This is a genomic window from Sphingomonas sp., assembly GCF_035490575.1.
Classification (GTDB): Bacteria; Pseudomonadota; Alphaproteobacteria; order Sphingomonadales; family Sphingomonadaceae; genus Sphingomonas.
On sequence record NZ_DATJLI010000145.1, the window covers coordinates 30,253 to 47,401 of the forward strand.

The 17,149-nt window shown below is 63.5% G+C and carries 18 protein-coding genes; all 18 read left to right on the plus strand.

Annotated features, from left to right (window positions below):
* Positions 1-35 precede the first annotated feature (35 nt).
* Entirely contained in the window at positions 36-410 is a 375-nt protein-coding gene (locus tag VL973_RS10895; protein WP_325284043.1) for an NADH-quinone oxidoreductase subunit A, read from the plus strand.
* Positions 401-937: a NuoB/complex I 20 kDa subunit family protein gene (locus VL973_RS10900; RefSeq protein WP_325284044.1), complete on the plus strand. Its 537-nt coding sequence runs from the start codon at positions 401-403 to the stop codon at positions 935-937. The genes VL973_RS10895 and VL973_RS10900 overlap by 10 nt, the downstream gene beginning before the upstream one ends.
* Positions 934-1,776: an NADH-quinone oxidoreductase subunit C gene (locus VL973_RS10905; protein WP_325284045.1), complete on the plus strand. Its 843-nt coding sequence runs from the start codon at positions 934-936 to the stop codon at positions 1,774-1,776. The genes VL973_RS10900 and VL973_RS10905 overlap by 4 nt, the downstream gene beginning before the upstream one ends.
* 23 nt (positions 1,777-1,799) lie before the next feature.
* Entirely contained in the window at positions 1,800-3,011 is a 1,212-nt protein-coding gene (locus VL973_RS10910; protein WP_325284061.1) for an NADH-quinone oxidoreductase subunit D, read from the plus strand.
* Positions 2,999-3,340 carry a nuclear transport factor 2 family protein gene (locus tag VL973_RS10915; protein ID WP_414712235.1) on the plus strand — a complete coding sequence of 114 codons (342 nt, stop codon included), beginning with the start codon at positions 2,999-3,001 and terminating at the stop codon, positions 3,338-3,340. Before VL973_RS10910 ends, VL973_RS10915 begins: the two co-directional genes overlap by 13 nt.
* Positions 3,340-4,011: a complex I 24 kDa subunit family protein gene (locus VL973_RS10920; protein ID WP_325284047.1), complete on the plus strand. Its 672-nt coding sequence runs from the start codon at positions 3,340-3,342 to the stop codon at positions 4,009-4,011. Before VL973_RS10915 ends, VL973_RS10920 begins: the two co-directional genes overlap by 1 nt.
* Positions 4,008-4,172: a hypothetical protein gene (locus VL973_RS10925; RefSeq protein WP_325284048.1), complete on the plus strand. Its 165-nt coding sequence runs from the start codon at positions 4,008-4,010 to the stop codon at positions 4,170-4,172. The genes VL973_RS10920 and VL973_RS10925 overlap by 4 nt, the downstream gene beginning before the upstream one ends.
* Complete coding sequence (gene nuoF, locus VL973_RS10930) at positions 4,172-5,476, plus strand: NADH-quinone oxidoreductase subunit NuoF (protein WP_325284049.1); 1,305 nt, start codon at positions 4,172-4,174, stop codon at positions 5,474-5,476. The genes VL973_RS10925 and nuoF overlap by 1 nt, the downstream gene beginning before the upstream one ends.
* Positions 5,477-5,759: 283 nt before the next feature.
* Positions 5,760-7,766 (plus strand): NADH-quinone oxidoreductase subunit NuoG, encoded by a 2,007-nt coding sequence (gene nuoG / locus VL973_RS10935; protein WP_325284050.1) that lies wholly within the window; start codon positions 5,760-5,762, stop codon positions 7,764-7,766.
* The gene (gene nuoH, locus VL973_RS10940) at positions 7,763-8,824 is read left to right on the plus strand and encodes an NADH-quinone oxidoreductase subunit NuoH (RefSeq protein WP_325284051.1); all 1,062 of its coding nucleotides are present in this window, start codon (positions 7,763-7,765) and stop codon (positions 8,822-8,824) included. Before nuoG ends, nuoH begins: the two co-directional genes overlap by 4 nt.
* The gene (nuoI, locus tag VL973_RS10945; RefSeq protein WP_325284052.1) at positions 8,821-9,306 is read left to right on the plus strand and encodes an NADH-quinone oxidoreductase subunit NuoI; all 486 of its coding nucleotides are present in this window, start codon (positions 8,821-8,823) and stop codon (positions 9,304-9,306) included. The genes nuoH and nuoI overlap by 4 nt, the downstream gene beginning before the upstream one ends.
* A 90-nt stretch (positions 9,307-9,396) precedes the next feature.
* Positions 9,397-10,008, plus strand: coding sequence for an NADH-quinone oxidoreductase subunit J (locus VL973_RS10950; RefSeq protein WP_325284053.1), 612 nt, complete (start codon positions 9,397-9,399; stop codon positions 10,006-10,008).
* Entirely contained in the window at positions 10,005-10,310 is a 306-nt protein-coding gene (nuoK, locus tag VL973_RS10955) for an NADH-quinone oxidoreductase subunit NuoK (RefSeq protein WP_325284054.1), read from the plus strand. The genes VL973_RS10950 and nuoK overlap by 4 nt, the downstream gene beginning before the upstream one ends.
* A gap of 7 nt (positions 10,311-10,317) precedes the next feature.
* On the plus strand, positions 10,318-12,387 hold the full coding sequence (nuoL, locus tag VL973_RS10960) for an NADH-quinone oxidoreductase subunit L (RefSeq protein ID WP_325284055.1): 2,070 nt from the start codon (positions 10,318-10,320) through the stop codon (positions 12,385-12,387).
* Between the two features lie 4 nt (positions 12,388-12,391).
* Positions 12,392-14,002 carry an NADH-quinone oxidoreductase subunit M gene (locus VL973_RS10965; protein ID WP_325284056.1) on the plus strand — a complete coding sequence of 537 codons (1,611 nt, stop codon included), beginning with the start codon at positions 12,392-12,394 and terminating at the stop codon, positions 14,000-14,002.
* Positions 14,002-15,447: an NADH-quinone oxidoreductase subunit NuoN gene (nuoN, locus tag VL973_RS10970; RefSeq protein WP_325284057.1), complete on the plus strand. Its 1,446-nt coding sequence runs from the start codon at positions 14,002-14,004 to the stop codon at positions 15,445-15,447. Before VL973_RS10965 ends, nuoN begins: the two co-directional genes overlap by 1 nt.
* A gap of 5 nt (positions 15,448-15,452) precedes the next feature.
* Positions 15,453-16,154 carry a biotin--[acetyl-CoA-carboxylase] ligase gene (locus VL973_RS10975; protein WP_325284062.1) on the plus strand — a complete coding sequence of 234 codons (702 nt, stop codon included), beginning with the start codon at positions 15,453-15,455 and terminating at the stop codon, positions 16,152-16,154.
* 19 nt (positions 16,155-16,173) lie between these two features.
* Positions 16,174-16,956, plus strand: coding sequence for a type III pantothenate kinase (locus VL973_RS10980; protein WP_325284058.1), 783 nt, complete (start codon positions 16,174-16,176; stop codon positions 16,954-16,956).
* The last annotated feature ends 193 nt before the right edge of the window (positions 16,957-17,149 follow it).

Genomic DNA, 17,149 nt, shown 5'->3' on the forward strand with positions numbered 1-17,149 from the left:
GCGCGCCATTCCCTGTTGCAACCGCGAGATGACCCTTGGTCGACCTGTCGCAATATCTGCCGATCCTGCTCTTTCTGGGCGTGGCACTGATCCTGTCGTCGGCATTCGTGTTCCTGCCGATGGTGGCGGCGCGCTTTACCGGCGCGCACAAGCCGACGCCTGAAAAGCTGACCGAATATGAATGCGGCTTCCCCGCGTTCGAGGATTCGCGCAGCCAGTTCGACGTGCGCTTTTATCTCGTCGCCATCCTGTTCATCGTCTTCGATCTCGAAGCTGCCTTCCTATATCCATGGGCGGTGAGCGTGTTCGATCTGGGCTGGACGGCCTGGTTCTCGATGATGATCTTCATTGCCGAACTCGCGCTCGGCCTCGTCTACGCTTGGAAGAAGGGAGCGCTCGATTGGGAGTGAACCTCGCACAGCCCGCCCCCGGCACGACGCCGGACGTGGGCTTTTACAACGACCTGAACGGTGAGCTTCAGGACAAGGGCTTCCTCGTCACTTCGACGGAGGAACTGTTCCAATGGGCGCGCACCGGTTCGCTGTGGTGGATGACGTTCGGCCTTGCGTGCTGCGCGGTCGAAATGATCCACGTCAACATGCCGCGATACGACATGGAACGGTTCGGCGCCGCGCCGCGCGCGTCACCGCGTCAGTCGGACGTGATGATCGTCGCGGGCACGCTGTGCAACAAAATGGCCCCGGCGCTGCGCCGCGTCTATGACCAGATGTCCGAGCCGAAATACGTCATTTCGATGGGATCGTGCGCCAATGGCGGCGGATACTATCATTACAGCTATTCGGTCGTGCGCGGCTGCGACCGGATCGTGCCGGTCGACATTTATGTCCCCGGCTGTCCGCCGACGGCTGAAGCGCTGCTTTACGGCGTGATGCAGCTCCAGCGGAAGATTCGCCGCGTGGGAACGATTGAACGATGAGAGCGCCTGCTCCCCGTTGTGCCCCGAACGAGGGCGTGATCGACGCTGCGACCGCGGCGATCGGTCCGGCCCTGATCGATGCACAGGACAAGGTCGGCGAAGTCACGCTGACGGTGACGCGCGACGGCCTGATCGCGGCGATGACGGCGCTGCGCGATACGCCGGGGCTGGAATATCAGCAGTTGATGGAAATCGCCGGCGTCGACTATCCCGAACGCGAGGAGCGTTTCGACGTCTGCTATCACCTGCTCAGCGTGACGCGGAATCACCGGATGCGCGTGCGCGTGACCGCTAGCGAAGATACGCCGGTGCCGACGGTGACAGGTCTGTGGCCGGTCGCCAACTGGCTGGAGCGCGAAGTCTATGACATGTTCGGCGTGTTGTTCGACGGGCACCCGGACCTGCGCCGTATCCTGACCGATTACGGCTTTCGCGGGCATCCGTTCCGCAAGGACTTCCCGCTGACGGGTTATGTCGAGCTGCGTTATTCGGAAGAGGCCAAGCGCGTGGTGTATGAGCCGGTCAAGCTGGCGCAGGATTTCCGCACCTTCGACTTTATGAGTCCGTGGGAGGGCGCGCAATATGTGCTGCCCGGCGATGAAAAGGCACCCGCGCCGCAGCCTGTGCCCGAGGCAAAGGGCGCACCGTCGCCCGTTACCGCCGACCAACTTAAAAAGGGTGGCGACGGCGAGACGGCCGAGCCGCAGGCGAACGAAGTGAAGACGACCGAAAACACCGGACAAACCGGCGCGGGCCAGCCGCATCCGGGTAACCGCGCGGTTGACAAGCCCGCTGACCCGGATGTCGTTCCCTCGAAGCACGGGGGTCAGAACCAGTAATGACCGACACCACGACCCAGTTGATGCACGCGCCGGGGCAGTCGCCGGAAAGCCCCGGCGACGTCGCCATCCAGAACTATACGATCAATTTCGGTCCCCAGCATCCTGCGGCGCACGGTGTGCTGCGGCTCGTCATGGAAATGGACGGCGAGGTGATCGAGCGGATCGACCCGCATGTCGGCCTGCTCCATCGCGGCACCGAGAAGTTGTGCGAGTATAAGACCTATACGCAGGCGCTGCCCTATATGGATCGCCTGGATTACTGCTCGCCGCTGTGCATGGAGCACAGCTATGTGCTTGCGGCCGAGAAGCTGCTCGACCTGGAAGTGCCGCTGCGCGCCCAGTATCTTCGCGTCTTCTTTGCCGAGTTGACGCGCATCAAGAACCACATGCTCAACCTGGGCAGCCATGTGATGGATGTCGGCGCGATGACGCCGAACCTGTGGATGTTCGAGCTGCGCGAAGACCTGATGAACTTCTACGAGCGCGCTTCGGGCGCGCGGATGCACGCGAATTATTTCCGTGTCGGCGGCGTGCGCCAGGACGTGCCGCTCAAGCTGTTGACCGATATCGCCGACTGGCTCGACACACGGCTGCCGCAACTGTTCGGCGACGCGATCAGCCTGGTCGCGGAAAACCGCATCTTCAAGCAGCGCAATGTCGACATCGCCATCGTCAGCCGCGAAGACGCGCTGAAATGGGGCTTTTCGGGACCGATGATCCGCGCGGCGGGCCTGCCCTGGGACCTTCGCAAGTCGCAGCCCTATGACGTGTATGACCGCATGGACTTCGACGTGCCCGTCGGCACGCGCGGCGACTGTTATGACCGGTTCATGGTCCGTGTCGAGGAAGTGTATCAGTCGGCGCGCATCATGAAGCAGTGTCTGAACGAGATGCCCGACGGTCCCATCGCCTCGCTTGACCGCAAGGTGGTGCCGCCCAAGCGCGCCGAGATGAAGCGTTCGATGGAAGCGCTGATCCATCACTTCAAGCTCTATACCGAAGGGTTTCACGTCCCCGCCGGCGAAGTCTATGTCGCGACGGAAAGCCCCAAGGGCGAGTTCGGCATCTTCATGGTCTCCGACGGGTCGAACAAGCCCTATCGCGTCAAGATCCGGCCGACCGCGTTCAGCCATCTGCAGGCGATGGACTTCATGAGCCGCGGGCACATGCTGGCCGACACCACCGCCATTCTGGGTGCGATGGATATCGTGTTCGGGGAGTGCGACCGTTGAGCCGCCTGCCGATCATCGAACGGCTGATGGACCGTTACAATGCCCGTGATGCCGACGGTTATGCCGACATGTTCGCCGTCGATGGCTGCGAGGCCAATTATCGCGGTGACGTGGTTCGCGAGGGCCGCGAAGGCGTGCGCGCCGGCATGGCCAAGGTGTTCGAGCAGTTTCCCGAAAATCGCGCCGATGTGCTCCAGCAGTTCGAATTGGGCGACCGCGTCGTCCTGCACGAGCGCGTCTATCGCTCGGCCGATGCCGAGCCGTTCGACGTGATGACCGTCTATTCGTTCAGCGGTGACGAGGTGAGCCGCGTGGAGTTCATTCGCTGATGGCCGATGCAGCTAACATCCCCGACGAAGCCGAAGTCCGCGCGCGCTGGAGCGCCTTTGCGTGGAACGAGGCGAATGCGGCCAAGGCGAAGGAAATCGTCGGCCGCTATCCCGCCGGTCGCCAGCAATCTGCGACGTTGCCGCTGCTCGACCTGGCGCAGCGTCAGGTGGGGGCGGAGACGCAGACGCAAGGCTGGCTGCCGGTCCCGGTGATCGAATATGTCGCCGCTTATCTCGACATGCCCTATATCCGCGTGTTCGAGGTCGCGACCTTCTACACCATGTATAATCTGGCGCCGGTCGGCCGCTATCACGTGCAGGTGTGCGGCACGACACCGTGCATGTTGCGCGGGTCGGACGATGTGCTGGCGGCGTGCAAGAATCAGGGGCTGGTCAAGGGGCGCACGACGCCCGACGGCCTGTTCACGCTGACCGAGGTGGAGTGCATGGGCAATTGCGCCAACGCACCCATGGTCCAGATCAACGACGACAATTTCGAGGACCTGGATTACGACAGGACGGTCGCGATCCTGTCGGCGCTGGCGGGCGGGGATACGCCGAAGGTCGGCCCGCAGAACGGCCGTCACACGTCGGAGCCGGAAGGCGGCCCGACCACGCTGACGGCGATGGTCGACGCCAATCACGATTACCGTTCGGAATGGTCGGCATGAGCAAGAACACGCTTATCACCATATTGGCGGTCATTGGCGCGATCGTCGTGCTGGGCTGGGTTCTGAAACTCAGCTTCAAGCTGCTGGGCGTTCTGATCGGTGCCGCGATCGTCGTCGCCATCCTGGCGGGTGGCCGCAAATTGCTGGGGAACGGCAAGTAATGCTCGCTGACAAGGACCGCATCTTCACCAACGTCTATGGCTATCAGCCATGGAACATCGACGCGGCGATGAAGCGCGGCGATTGGGACAATACCAAGGCGCTGCTGGAGTTGGGCCAGGACACGATCATCGATCGGATCAAGGCATCGGGGCTTCGCGGGCGCGGGGGCGCGGGCTTCCCGACCGGCATGAAGTGGAGTTTCATGCCGAAAAACCCGACGCCGGAGCGCCCCAGTTTCCTGGTCATCAATGCCGACGAGTCCGAGCCCGGTTCGTGCAAGGACCGCGAGATCATCCGCCACGATCCGCATAAGCTGATCGAGGGCGCGCTGGTCGCGGGCTTCGCGATGCGCGCGCGGGCGGCCTATATCTATATTCGCGGCGAATATATCCGCGAGGCCGAGGTGATGTTCGCCGCGATTGCGGAAGCCTATGACAAGGGTCTGATCGGCAAGAACGCCTGTGGTTCGGGCTATGATTTCGACGTGTTCTGCCATCGCGGCGCCGGCGCCTATATCTGTGGTGAAGAAACCGCGATGCTGGAGAGTCTTGAGGGCAAAAAGGGCCAGCCCCGGCTGAAGCCGCCCTTCCCGGCGGGCGCGGGCCTGTATGGCTGCCCGACCACGGTCAACAATGTTGAATCGATCGCGGTCGCGCCGACGATCCTGCGGCGCGGCCCCGAATGGTTCTCCGGCTTCGGGCGGGAGAACAACAAGGGCACCAAGCTGTTCCAGATCAGCGGCCATGTCGAAAAGCCCTGCGTGGTCGAGGAAGCGATGAGCATCCCGTTTCGCGAGCTGATCGAAAAGCATTGCGGCGGCATTCGCGGTGGCTGGGACAATCTGCTGGCGGTGATCCCCGGCGGTTCATCGGTGCCGCTGGTGCCGGCAGCCGAGATCATGGACTGCCCGATGGACTTCGACGGGCTGAAGGCCGTCGGGTCGGGCCTGGGCACCGCCGCGGTCATCGTCATGGACAAGTCCACCGACATCGTCCGCGCGATCAGCCGCATCAGCTATTTCTACAAGCACGAAAGCTGCGGCCAGTGCACGCCGTGCCGCGAAGGCACCGGCTGGATGTGGCGCGTGATGGAGCGGATGCGGACCGGCGACGCCGACATCAGCGAAATCGACACGCTGTATCAGGTGACCAAGCAGGTCGAGGGTCACACCATCTGCGCGCTGGGCGACGCGGCGGCATGGCCGATTCAGGGTCTTATCAAGCATTTCCGCCCCGAGATGGAGCGGCGGATCATGGAGCGGCAGGGCGGGGGTGACGCGCCCTATCAGGAGGCGGCGGAGTGACGGTTATCACCAAGCGTCACGTGTTTTCGACTGGACCGCGAAAGGGCTTGGTCGAAACCAGAGAGCCTCATCGATACGCGGATGGGTTCTATCGCGTGTATTCGCCAGAGGGAGTTGTCGGTCCTGACGGAAAACGGCGGGGGAATATAACTGCAAATGCTCGCATGGCGGCTTCACTGTCAGAGGTTGCTGACTACGTCGAGAATGGGTGGGGTGTTCGAATGACGGGACCGCACACGCCTACCCCATCGCTCTGCACCAAGAATATTGAGGTGGTGCGCTAATGCCTAAACTTAAAGTCGACGGAATCGAAGTCGAGGTGCCCCAGGGCGCCACCGTGCTTCAGGCGTGCGAAGCGGCGGGGAAGGAGATTCCCCGCTTCTGCTATCACGAACGCCTGTCGATCGCGGGCAATTGCCGCATGTGCCTGGTCGAAGTGAAGCCGGGGCCGCCCAAGCCGCAGGCCAGCTGCGCGCTGCCCGCCGCCGACAATCAGGAAGTGCGGACCGATTCGGCGATGGTGAAGGCCGCGCGCGAAGGGGTGATGGAGTTTCTGCTCATCAACCATCCGCTCGATTGTCCGATCTGCGATCAGGGCGGGGAATGCGACCTGCAGGACCAGACGATGGCCTATGGTCGCGGGTCGACGCGCTATACCGAGAACAAGCGCGCCGTGACCGAGAAATATATGGGTCCGATCGTCAAGACGATCATGACCCGCTGCATCCAGTGCACGCGCTGCGTCCGCTTTGCGGAGGAAGTCGCGGGGGTTGAGGAAATCGGCGCGATCTATCGCGGCGAGAACATGCAGATCACGTCCTACCTGGAAAAGGCGGTGACCAGCGAATTGTCGGGCAATGTCGTCGACCTGTGCCCGGTCGGTGCGCTGACGTCGAAGCCCTATGCGTTCAACGCGCGGCCGTGGGAATTGAAGAAGACGCTGGCGATCGACGTGATGGACGCGGTCGGCAGCAACATCCGTCTCGACAGCCGGGGTCGTCAGGTGTTGCGCGTGCTGCCGCGCATCAACGAGGATGTGAACGAGGAATGGGCGCACGACAAGACGCGCCATCATGTCGACGGCCTGATCCGTCGCCGCCTCGACAAGCCTTATGTCCGCCGTGACGACAAGCTCCAGCCCGCAAGCTGGGACGAGGCGTTCGCCGCGATCGCTCAGGTCGCCGCCACCGCGGGGCAGGGCGTTGCCGCGATTGCCGGCGACATGGTCGATTGCGAGACGATGTTCGCGGCCAGGCAACTGGTCGGTGCGTTCGGTTCGTCGCTGCTCGAGGGGCGGCAGACGGGCATGGCCTATGACGTCAGCAATCTGGGTGCGGTCGCGTTCAACACGACGATTGCCGGGGTCGAGGACGCCGATGCGATCCTGCTGGTCGGCAGCAACCTGCGCTGGGAAGCGCCGCTCATCAACACGCGCGTCCGCAAGGCGATCAAGCGCGGCGCGCGTGTGTTCGCAATCGGGCGGCAGGTCGACCTGACCTACAAGGTGGAATGGCTGGGCGACGACCTGTCGCTGCTGGGCAATCTGCCCTCGGTCGCGGCCAATATGTTCGAAAAGGCCGAGCGGCCGATGATCGTCGTCGGTCCCGGCGCGCTCAAGGCCGGGCACGGCGCGGCGCTGTCGCTGGCCAAATCGCTCAACGTGGTGCGGAATGGCTGGAACGGCTTCAATGTCGTCCACACCGCTGCCGCTCGCATGGGCGCGCTGATGCTCGGCTATGCACAGCCGGGCGGGATTGCCGATATCGTCGCGGCGGCGCCGAAGCTGGTGTTCTTCCTGGGCGCCGACGAGGTCGATTTCGCGGCCTTTGCAGGCAGTTTCAAGGTCTATGTCGGTCATCACGGCGACAAGGGCGCGCATCACGCCGATGTCGTGCTGCCCGCCGCCAGCTATGCCGAAAAGCCCGGCACCTATGTCAATCTGGAAGGCCGTGTGCAGTTCAGCGAGCGCGCGGTGTTCGCCCCCGGCGATGCGCGCGACGACTGGTCGATCCTGCGCGCGCTGTCCGATGTGCTGGGCAAGACGCTGCCGTTCGACGATTTCGCCGGCCTGCGCCGGGCGATGATTGCCGCCGTGCCGGCGCTGGGCCGCGAAGGGCTGGCCGGTTATGACTGGAATCCGCCCGCGCTTGATGGCAAGGGCAAAGGCGCGGTCGCGTATCCGATCGCGGATTTCTATCTCACCAACGCCATTTGCCGAGCTTCGCCGACGATGCAGCGCTGCTCGGCTGAACTGATCCATGGCGAGGATTTCGCGGAGGCCGCCGAGTGACGTCTTTCTTCGAATGGCTCGGCCTGCCTTTCGAGGCGGCCTGGACCGTCGCGACGCTGGCGGGCATCCTGCTGATCGCACTGCCGGTCATGCTGGCGGTGGCGATGATTATCTATGCCGATCGCAAGATCTGGGCGGCGATGGCGCTGCGCCGGGGACCGAACGTCGTGGGTCCGTTCGGCTTGCTTCAGTCGTTTGCCGACGGGCTGAAGGTGTTTCTGCAGGAAACGATCATCCCGACCGGCGCGAACAAGGGGCTGTTCCTGCTTGCGCCGATCATCACCTTCACCGTCGCACTGATCGTGTGGGCGGTGGTGCCGTTCGATGTCGAAGTGGTGCTCGCGGATATCAATGTCGGGCTGCTCTACGTGCTCGCGGCGTCGTCGCTGGGTGTTTACGGCATCATCCTCGCGGGCTGGGCATCAAACTCGAAATACCCCTTCTACTCCGCGATCCGGGCCGCGGCACAGATGGTCAGCTATGAAGTCGCGATCGGTTTCGTGCTGGTGTCGGTCGTGTTGTGGGCGGGCAGCTTCAACCTGACCAGCATTGTCGAGGCGCAGCGCAGCGTCTGGGGTCTGTCTTTCCTCCCGATAAACGGCTTCGGCTTCAACCCGCTCTTGTTCCCGATGGCGGTGGTGTTCTTCATCTCGGCCCTGGCAGAGACGGCCCGCGCGCCGTTCGACCTGACCGAGGCGGAGTCGGAACTGGTCGCGGGGTATCAGACCGAATATTCGTCGATGGCATTCGCGCTCTACTGGCTTGGCGAATATGCCAATGTCATCCTGATGTGCGCGCTCAACGCGCTGCTGTTCTGGGGTGGTTATCTGCCGCCGTTCGACTGGGCGCCGCTTTATGTGGTGCCTGGCATCCTTTGGCTGTTCCTGAAGATGGGCTTCTTCTTCTTCCTGTTCAGCTGGGTGAAGGCGACGGTGCCGCGTTATCGCTATGACCAGTTGATGCGGCTGGGCTGGAAAATCTTCCTGCCGCTCAGCCTGGTGTTTGTGTTCCTTGTGTCGGGTTTCCTGATGCTGGCGCGGGTTGGAGTTTCGGCATGAGTTTCGCTCAGACCCTCAAATCCTTCGCGCTGGCCGAGTTCGTGTCGGCGCACCTCCTGACCTTGAAGTATTTCTTCAAGCCAAAGGCGACGATCAACTATCCGTATGAGAAAAACCCGCTAAGCCCTCGTTTCCGCGGCGAACATGCGCTGCGCCGCTATCCCAATGGCGAGGAGCGCTGTATTGCGTGCAAGCTGTGCGAAGCGGTCTGCCCGGCGCTGGCGATCACGATCGAGGCCGAACCGCGCGAGGACGGCAGCCGTCGCACCACGCGCTACGACATCGACATGACCAAGTGCATTTATTGCGGCCTGTGTGCCGAGGCATGTCCGGTCGACGCGGTGGTCGAGGGGCCGAATTTCGAGTTTTCGACCGAAACGCGCGAAGAGCTGATCTATCACAAGGAAAAGCTGCTCGCGAATGGCGACCGGTGGGAACGCGCGATTGCCGCGAACCTTGCCGCCGACGCCCCCTATCGTTAAGCGGCGCGGGCATAAGGGGTCAGCCATGCAACAGTTCCACTCCGCCGGGCGCGACATGCGCCGCGCGGTCGCAGCCGGGAGGGCGTTCGCTTGATCCAGGCAATCGCTTTCTATCTGTTCGCGGCCATCGTCGTCCTGTCGGCGGCGATGGTCATCACCGCGCGCAATCCGGTGCACTCCGTGCTCTGGCTGATCCTGGCATTTTTCAATGCGGCGGGCCTGATGGTGCTGGTCGGCGCCGAGTTCATCGCGATGCTGCTGGTCATCGTCTATGTCGGCGCGGTCGCGGTGCTGTTCCTGTTCGTCGTCATGATGCTCGACATCGACTTTGCCGAACTGCGCGCGGGCTTCGTGCGGTATCTGCCGCTTGGGCTCGTCCTTGCGATCGCGCTTGCGGCCGAGTTGATGATCGGTGTCGGCGCATGGAGCGCGGGCGGGATTGAATTGTCGACGCGCATCGCGCCGATCGACACGATGGTCCCCAATATCGAGGCGATCGGGCGGCTGCTCTACACCCGTTATCTGCTGGTGTTCGAAGGGGCCGGCCTGGTCCTGCTGGTCGCAATGATCGGTGCGATCGTGCTCACGCATCGCGACCGGACGGGCGTGCACAAGCAGAATGTAGGGCGGCAGGTTGCGCGGCGTCAAAAGGACGCAACCCGCAACATTAATCAGCCCGTCGGGCAGGGGGTGGAGCTATGATTGGTCTCAACCACTATCTGGCGGTCGGAGCGATTTTGTTCGCGCTGGGCGTGATGGGGATTTTCCTCAACCGCAAGAACCTGATCGTCATCCTGATGGCGATCGAGTTGATCCTGCTGGCGGTGAACATCAACCTCGTCGCCTTTTCCGCCTTTCTCGGCGATCTGGTGGGACAGGTGTTCGCGATGTTCGTGCTGACCGTCGCGGCGGGCGAGGCCGCCATCGGCCTTGCCATTCTCGTCATCTACTTCCGTGGCCGCGGCAATATCGCGGTTGATGATGCCAACCGGATGAAGGGGTAAGCATCTGGTGATCCAGGCAATCGTCTTTCTGCCGCTGATCGCGGCAATCGTCGCGGGCTTCGGCAACCGCGCGATCGGCAACTATGCGGCCAAGTCCGTCACGACGGCCGCGCTGTTCGCGGCGTGCGCGCTGTCATGGGCGATTTTTCTCGGCTTCCTGTCGGGCGGTCGCGAAGCCGAAGTCACCCATGTTCTCGACTTCATCCGTTCGGGCACGATGGAGGCGGCGTGGGCACTGCGCGTCGACACGCTGACGGCTGTCATGCTGATCGTCATCACGACCGTCTCGGCGCTCGTCCACCTGTATAGCTGGGGCTATATGGCGGAGGACCCCGATCAGCCGCGCTTCTTCGCCTACCTGTCGCTGTTCACCTTCGCCATGCTGATGCTGGTGACGGCCGACAACCTGATCCAGATGTTCTTCGGCTGGGAAGGCGTGGGCCTCGCCAGCTATCTGCTGATCGGCTTCTGGTATAAAAAGCCCTCGGCGCAAGCCGCCGCGATCAAGGCGTTCGTCGTCAACCGCGTCGGCGATCTGGGCTTCATGCTCGGCATTTTCGGCACCTATCTGGTGTTCGGCACGATCTCGATCCCGGCGATCCTCGAGGCTGCGCCGTCGATGGCGGGCGCGACCATCGGGTTCCTGGGCTATCGTCTTGATACGATGACGGTGCTGTGCCTGCTGCTGTTCGTCGGTGCGATGGGCAAGTCGGCGCAGCTTGGCCTGCATACCTGGCTGCCTGACGCGATGGAGGGGCCGACCCCGGTGTCGGCGCTCATCCACGCGGCGACAATGGTGACGGCGGGCGTGTTCATGGTGTGCCGCCTGTCGCCGATGTTTGAGGTCTCGCCATTCGCGCTGACCGTCGTCACCGGCATCGGCGCCGCGACCTGTATCTTCGCCGCGACGATCGGCACGGTGCAGACCGACATCAAGCGCGTCATCGCCTATTCGACCTGCTCGCAGCTTGGGTATATGTTCGTTGCGGCGGGCGTCGGCGCTTATGGTGCGGCGATGTTCCACCTGTTCACGCACGCCTTTTTCAAGGCGCTGCTGTTCCTGGGCGCCGGCTCGGTCATCCATGCGATGCACCATGAACAGGATATGCGCTTCTACGGCGGCCTGCGGCGTCATATCCCGATCACCTTCTGGACGATGATGGCTGGCACGCTGGCGATCACCGGCGTTGGTATCTATGGCATCGGCGGGTTCGCGGGCTTCCATTCGAAAGACGCGATCCTTGAGGCAGCCTGGGCGTCGGGCGCGGGCCAGGGCGCATTCTGGGTCGGCACGCTGGCGGCGCTGCTCACCAGCTTCTATTCGTGGCGGCTGATGTTCCTGACCTTCTGGGGCAAGCCGCGCTGGGCCGGGTCCGAGCATATCCAGCACGCGGTGCACGACGATCACGGCCATGGCCACGATCATGACGCGCCCGCGCAGGAAGATGCCGGCCACGCCCCGGTCGCGCACGCGGCTCATGCCCATGACGATCACGGTCATGCCGAGGTTGAAGGCACGGCGGGCTATCACCCGCATGAAAGCCCGCTGGTCATGCTGGTGCCCCTGCTGGTGCTGACCATCGGTGCGGTGGGCGCCGGGCTGGCGTTCCATCACGCCTTCCTTGAGGAAGCGGCGTTCTGGAACGGATCGCTGTTCTTCAATGCCGAGCTTTCGCACGCGATGCACGAAGTGCCGCTGTTCGTGAAACTGGCGGCGACGATCGTGATGGTCATCGGGTTGGTGACGGCGATCTATGCCTATCTCATCCGTCCGGGTTTTCCGGCGAAGTTCGCGGACACGTTCCGCGTGCTGCACCGGTTCCTGCTCCACAAATGGTATTTTGACGAGCTTTACGACCTGCTCTTCGTCAAGCCCGCCTTCGCGTTCGGCCGCCTGTTCTGGAAGGCCGGGGACGAGGGCACCATCGACCGCTTCGGCCCCAACGGCTCGGCGGCGCTGGTTTCGCTTGGCAGCCGGGTCGCGGGGCGCGTCCAGTCAGGTTATGTCTATTCCTATGCCTTCGTCATGCTGATCGGGCTTACCGCCGCGGTCACCTGGGCCATTGCGGGGCGGTGAGGTCATGAACGGTTTTCCAATCCTCTCCGTCATGCTGGCCGTGCCGCTCATCGCGGCGGTCGCCTGCCTGTTTGTCGACAAGCACATGGCGCGCTGGGTCGCGCTGATTGCCACGCTGGTCGATTTTGTGCTCGGTTGTCTGCTCTGGGCCAATTTCGACCTCAGCCCGTCGGCGCCGCAATGGCAGTTCACCGAATATGCGCCGGTCTTCGGCCGCTTCGCCTGGGCGCTGGGCATCGACGGCTTCGCGCTGATGCTCATCATGCTCAGCGTGTTCCTGATGCCGATCTGCATCGGCGCCAGCTGGGAAGCGATCGAGGAACGCGTGCCCGAATATATGGCGCTGTTCCTGGGCGTCGAAGTGCTGATGATCGGCACCTTCGCGGCGCAGGACCTGTTCCTGTTCTATATGTTCTTCGAAGCCGGCCTGATTCCGATGTATCTCATCATTGGCATCTGGGGCGGCGCCAACCGGATCTACGCCAGCTACAAGTTCTTCCTGTATACGCTGCTGGGTTCGGTGCTGATGTTCATCGCCATGCTCTATATGAGCGTGACGGCGGGCACATCGTTCATCCCCGACCTGATGGCCTATGACTTCCCCGGCGGGGTGCAGACATGGCTGTGGCTGGCCTTTTTTGCGTCGTTCGCGGTCAAGATGCCGATGTGGCCGGTCCATACCTGGCTGCCCGACGCGCACGTTCAGGCGCCGACCGCGGGTTCGGTCATCCTGGCGGGCGTGTTGCTCAAGCTTGGCGGATACGGCTTCCTGCGCTTCAGCCTGCCGATGTTCCCTGAGGCATCGGGCGAACTGGCGTGGCTGATCCTGGGGCTGTCGGCGGTGGCGGTCGTTTACACCAGCCTCGTCGCGCTGGTACAGTCGGACATGAAGAAGCTGATCGCCTATTCATCGGTCGCGCATATGGCGATCGTGACGATCGGCCTGTTCGCCTTCAATCAGCAGGGGCTGGAAGGCGCGATGATCGTGATGCTCAGCCACGGGCTGGTGTCGGGCGCGCTGTTCCTGTGTGTCGGCGTCATCTATGACCGGCTGCACACGCGTGAGATCGCGCGCTATGGCGGGTTGGCCAACAACATGCCGCGTTACGCCATCCTGTTCCTGTTGTTCACCATGGCCTCGATCGGCTTGCCGGGCACCAGCGGGTTCGTAGGTGAGTTTTTGAGCCTTGCCGGCACATATCAGGTGTCGACCTGGATGACGTTGATCTGCACCACCGGCATCATTCTGGGCGCGGCCTATATGCTTTACCTCTATCGCCGGGTGGTGTGGGGTGAGATCAAGTCCGACGATGTACGCGTGATGCCCGACCTTTCGAAGCGGGAGATGGCGTTGCTCACGCCTGTCGCAGCGGTGGTGTTGTGGATGGGTGTCTATCCCGAAAGCTTCATCGCGCCGATGCGGGCCGACGTGACCACGCTGCTTGAGCGGATCGACCGCGCCAATCCGGGTGGCGATTCGCGACCCACTGCGGGTAATCCGCAGGCCGTCGCCGCGCACCGCGCCCATGTCGAAGAAGTTACGGCCCATGGCGGGGACGGCGCGGGCGGTCATGCCGCCGCTGCCGAAGCGCCCGCGCATGGCGGAGGCCACTAATGTCCTACGCGACACAGATGTTGTTCATCCTGCCCGAACTGGTGCTGACGCTGGGCAGCCTGGCGCTGATGCTCGCGGCGGCATGGGGCGGTCAGGCCGCGACCCGCGCGATCAGCTATGCGTCCGTGGCCTTGCTGGCGGGCGCGGGCATCGCGTTGTTCGGACCCGCTTCCAGCGGAGGCATGGCCTTTGACGGCCTGTGGCGCGCCGATGCGTTCGGCGCCTTTGCCAAGGTGCTGATCTATATCGCCAGCGCCGTCGCGATCCTGATCGCGCCGCGCTTCTTCGCCGAAACCTCGGGCGACGACCTGCGGCCCGAATATCCGGTGCTGATGCTGCTGGCGGCAGTCGGCATGGGCATGATGGTGTCGGCGGCGGACTTGTTGACGCTTTATGTCGGCCTGGAGCTTCAGAGTCTCGCGGCCTATGTCCTCGCCAGCTTCATGCGGCGTGACCAGCGTTCGGCCGAATCGGGCCTCAAATACTTCATCCTCGGCGCACTGGCCTCGGGCATCCTGCTCTACGGCATCAGCCTGGTTTACGGCTTTTCGGGCACCACGCTCTATACCGGCATCGCGAGCGCCTATGCCGCGGGCACCTCGACCGGGCTGCTGTTCGGGCTGGTGTTCGTCTTCGCGGGGCTGGCGTTCAAGATCGCGGCGGTGCCGTTCCACATGTGGACCCCCGACGTGTATGAGGGCGCGCCGACGCCGGTGACGCTCAGCTTCGCCAGCGCGCAGAAAGTGGCCGCCGTTGCGCTCGCGCTGCGCGTCGCGATCGAGGCGATGGGACCGGCATCGGCCGACTGGCGCCAGATCGTGATCTTTGCCGCACTCGCCTCGATCATCCTCGGCGCGGTCGCGGCGATCGGGCAGAAGAACATCAAGCGCCTGCTGGCCTATTCGTCGATCAACAATGTCGGTTTTGCGCTGGTCGGCCTTGCCGCCGCGACCGAGCAGGGCGTGGCGGCGGTGCTAACCTATATGGTCATCTATGTCGTGATGACGCTGGGCAGCTTCCTCGTCGTGTTGCAGATGCGCGGCGCTGACGGGCAGCCGGTTGAGGATATCGCCAGCCTGTCGGGCATGTCGCGCACGCGGCCGGCCCTGGCGCTGGCGCTGGCGATGTTCATGTTCAGCCTGGCGGGCATCCCGCCGCTGTTCGGCTTCTATGCCAAGTTCGCGGTGTTCGACGCCGCGGTTCAGGCCGGGCTGTTCCCGCTGGCGGTGATCGGCATCGCCGCGTCGGTGATCGGCGCCTATTATTATCTGCGGATCGTCAAGACGATGTATTTCGACGATGCGGCGCCGGCCTTTGCACCGAGCGACAGCCATGTCGAAAAGGGCCTGATCGCCGTCAGCGCGGTGTTTGTCTCGCCACTGGGTTATCTGCTGATCCCGGCGCTCAGCGCCGCCAGCCTGACGGCTGCACGGGCGCTGTTCTGAGCCGCATTCTATCCGTCGGGGAAACGGGTTCGACCAATGCCGACCTGCTCGCGCTCGCCGCGAGCGGAGCGGCGGAGGGCACATGGCTCTGCGCCGAACGGCAGACCGGGGGGCGGGGCCGACAGGGGCGCACATGGTCGTCCCCGGCAGGCAATTTTTACGGCAGCGCGCTGGTTCGGCTTCGTCCCGGCGATCCGCCTGCACCGTCGCTGTCGCTGATCGCGGGCGTGGCGCTGCACGAAGTGGTGGCCGCTTTTTTGCCCGACGCACGCGACCTGCGGCTGAAATGGCCCAATGATCTGTTGCTTGGCGGCGCAAAGCTGGCAGGTATCCTGCTTGAACGCAGCAATGAGGCGGTTGTGATCGGGATCGGCGTCAATCTGGCGCACCATCCCGATCTGCCGGACCGCCCGACCATTTCGATCGCAGCGCAGGGTGGGACCGTATCGCCCGCGATCTTTGCGGACACGCTTGTCGAGGCGGTCGCGCGTTGGGTCGATCGCTGGCGTCACGGCGGCGTGGCGGCCGTGCGCGCGGCGTGGCTGCAACGGGCACATCCCCACGGCACGCCCATTCGCCTGCACGAAGCCGACGGCGCAGCAGTGTCCGGCCTGTTTGAAGGGCTGGATGGTGACGGCGCGCTCATCCTGCGCTTGGCGGACGGGCGCGCGCGTGTCATCCACGCAGGCGACGTGTTCCTTCTTTAAGTTCGCGGAGATTATCCAAATGCTGCTCGCGGTCGATGCCGGGAACACCAACGTCGTTTTCGCGCTGGTCGATGCCGACCGCAGCATTCGCGCGCGCTGGCGCATCGCCACCGATCCGCGCCGCACCGCCGACGAATATGTCGTCTGGCTCAACCAGTTGCTGATGCTGGAGGGCTATTCGCGTGAGGACGTGGAGGCAGTGGTGATCGGCACCGTCGTGCCGCGCGCGCTGCACAATCTGGAAGTGCTGGCGCAGAAATATTTCGGCACGCCTGCGCTGGTCGCCGGCCGCGACCTGCCGTGGGGCATTGCGCTGGATGTCGACGAACCGGACAATGTCGGTGCCGATCGCGCGCTGAACGTGATTGCGGCCCACGCAAAATATGACGGCGATCTGGTGATTGTCGATTTCGGCACCGCGACCACGTTCGACGTCGCCGATTATTCGGGGGCCTATAAGGGCGGGATCATCGCGCCGGGCATCAACCTGTCGCTCGACGCGCTGGTGGGGGCGGCGGCCAAGCTGCCGCGTATCGCCATTCAGGCGCCCGATACGCCGACCGTGATCGGACGCACGACGGTCAGCCAGATGCAGATCGGCATCTTCTGGGGCTATGTCGCCATGATCGAGGGGCTGGTGGCGCGAATGCGCGCTGAAATCGGCCGGCCCGCGCGCGTGATCGCGACCGGCGGGCTGGCGGTGTTGTTCGAACAGCATAGCGACGCGTTCGATGTCATCGAACCAGACCTCACCATTCAGGGGCTGGCGATCCTGTGGCAGCGTCGCCATATCCAACCTTAAACATCGTGGTGCCGCATATCGTCGCACATCTTGCGACCGGCCAAACCCATTTCCAAAGTCAGGAACCCAGTGACACCCAAGAACGAACTGCTTTTCGTCGCGCTCGGCGGATCGGGCGAAATCGGCATGAACGTCAATCTCTACGGCACCGCCGGCAAATGGCTGATGGTCGATTGCGGCGTGACCTTTGCCG

Bases quoted from the DNA above. Each gene is read 5' to 3' on its own strand.
- nuoK (WP_325284054.1), top strand. From the start codon at position 10,005: ATGATTGGTCTCAACCACTATCTGGCGGTCGGAGCGATTTTGTTCGCG.
- nuoF (WP_325284049.1), top strand. From the start codon at position 4,172: ATGCTCGCTGACAAGGACCGCATCTTCACCAACGTCTATGGCTATCAG.
- VL973_RS10905 (WP_325284045.1), top strand. From the start codon at position 934: ATGAGAGCGCCTGCTCCCCGTTGTGCCCCGAACGAGGGCGTGATCGAC.
- VL973_RS10920 (WP_325284047.1), top strand. From the start codon at position 3,340: ATGGCCGATGCAGCTAACATCCCCGACGAAGCCGAAGTCCGCGCGCGC.
- VL973_RS10980 (WP_325284058.1), top strand. From the start codon at position 16,174: ATGCTGCTCGCGGTCGATGCCGGGAACACCAACGTCGTTTTCGCGCTG.
- nuoG (WP_325284050.1), top strand. From the start codon at position 5,760: ATGCCTAAACTTAAAGTCGACGGAATCGAAGTCGAGGTGCCCCAGGGC.
- VL973_RS10965 (WP_325284056.1), top strand. From the start codon at position 12,392: ATGAACGGTTTTCCAATCCTCTCCGTCATGCTGGCCGTGCCGCTCATC.
- nuoI (WP_325284052.1), top strand. From the start codon at position 8,821: ATGAGTTTCGCTCAGACCCTCAAATCCTTCGCGCTGGCCGAGTTCGTG.
- VL973_RS10925 (WP_325284048.1), top strand. From the start codon at position 4,008: ATGAGCAAGAACACGCTTATCACCATATTGGCGGTCATTGGCGCGATC.
- nuoN (WP_325284057.1), top strand. From the start codon at position 14,002: ATGTCCTACGCGACACAGATGTTGTTCATCCTGCCCGAACTGGTGCTG.
- VL973_RS10910 (WP_325284061.1), top strand. From the start codon at position 1,800: ATGCACGCGCCGGGGCAGTCGCCGGAAAGCCCCGGCGACGTCGCCATC.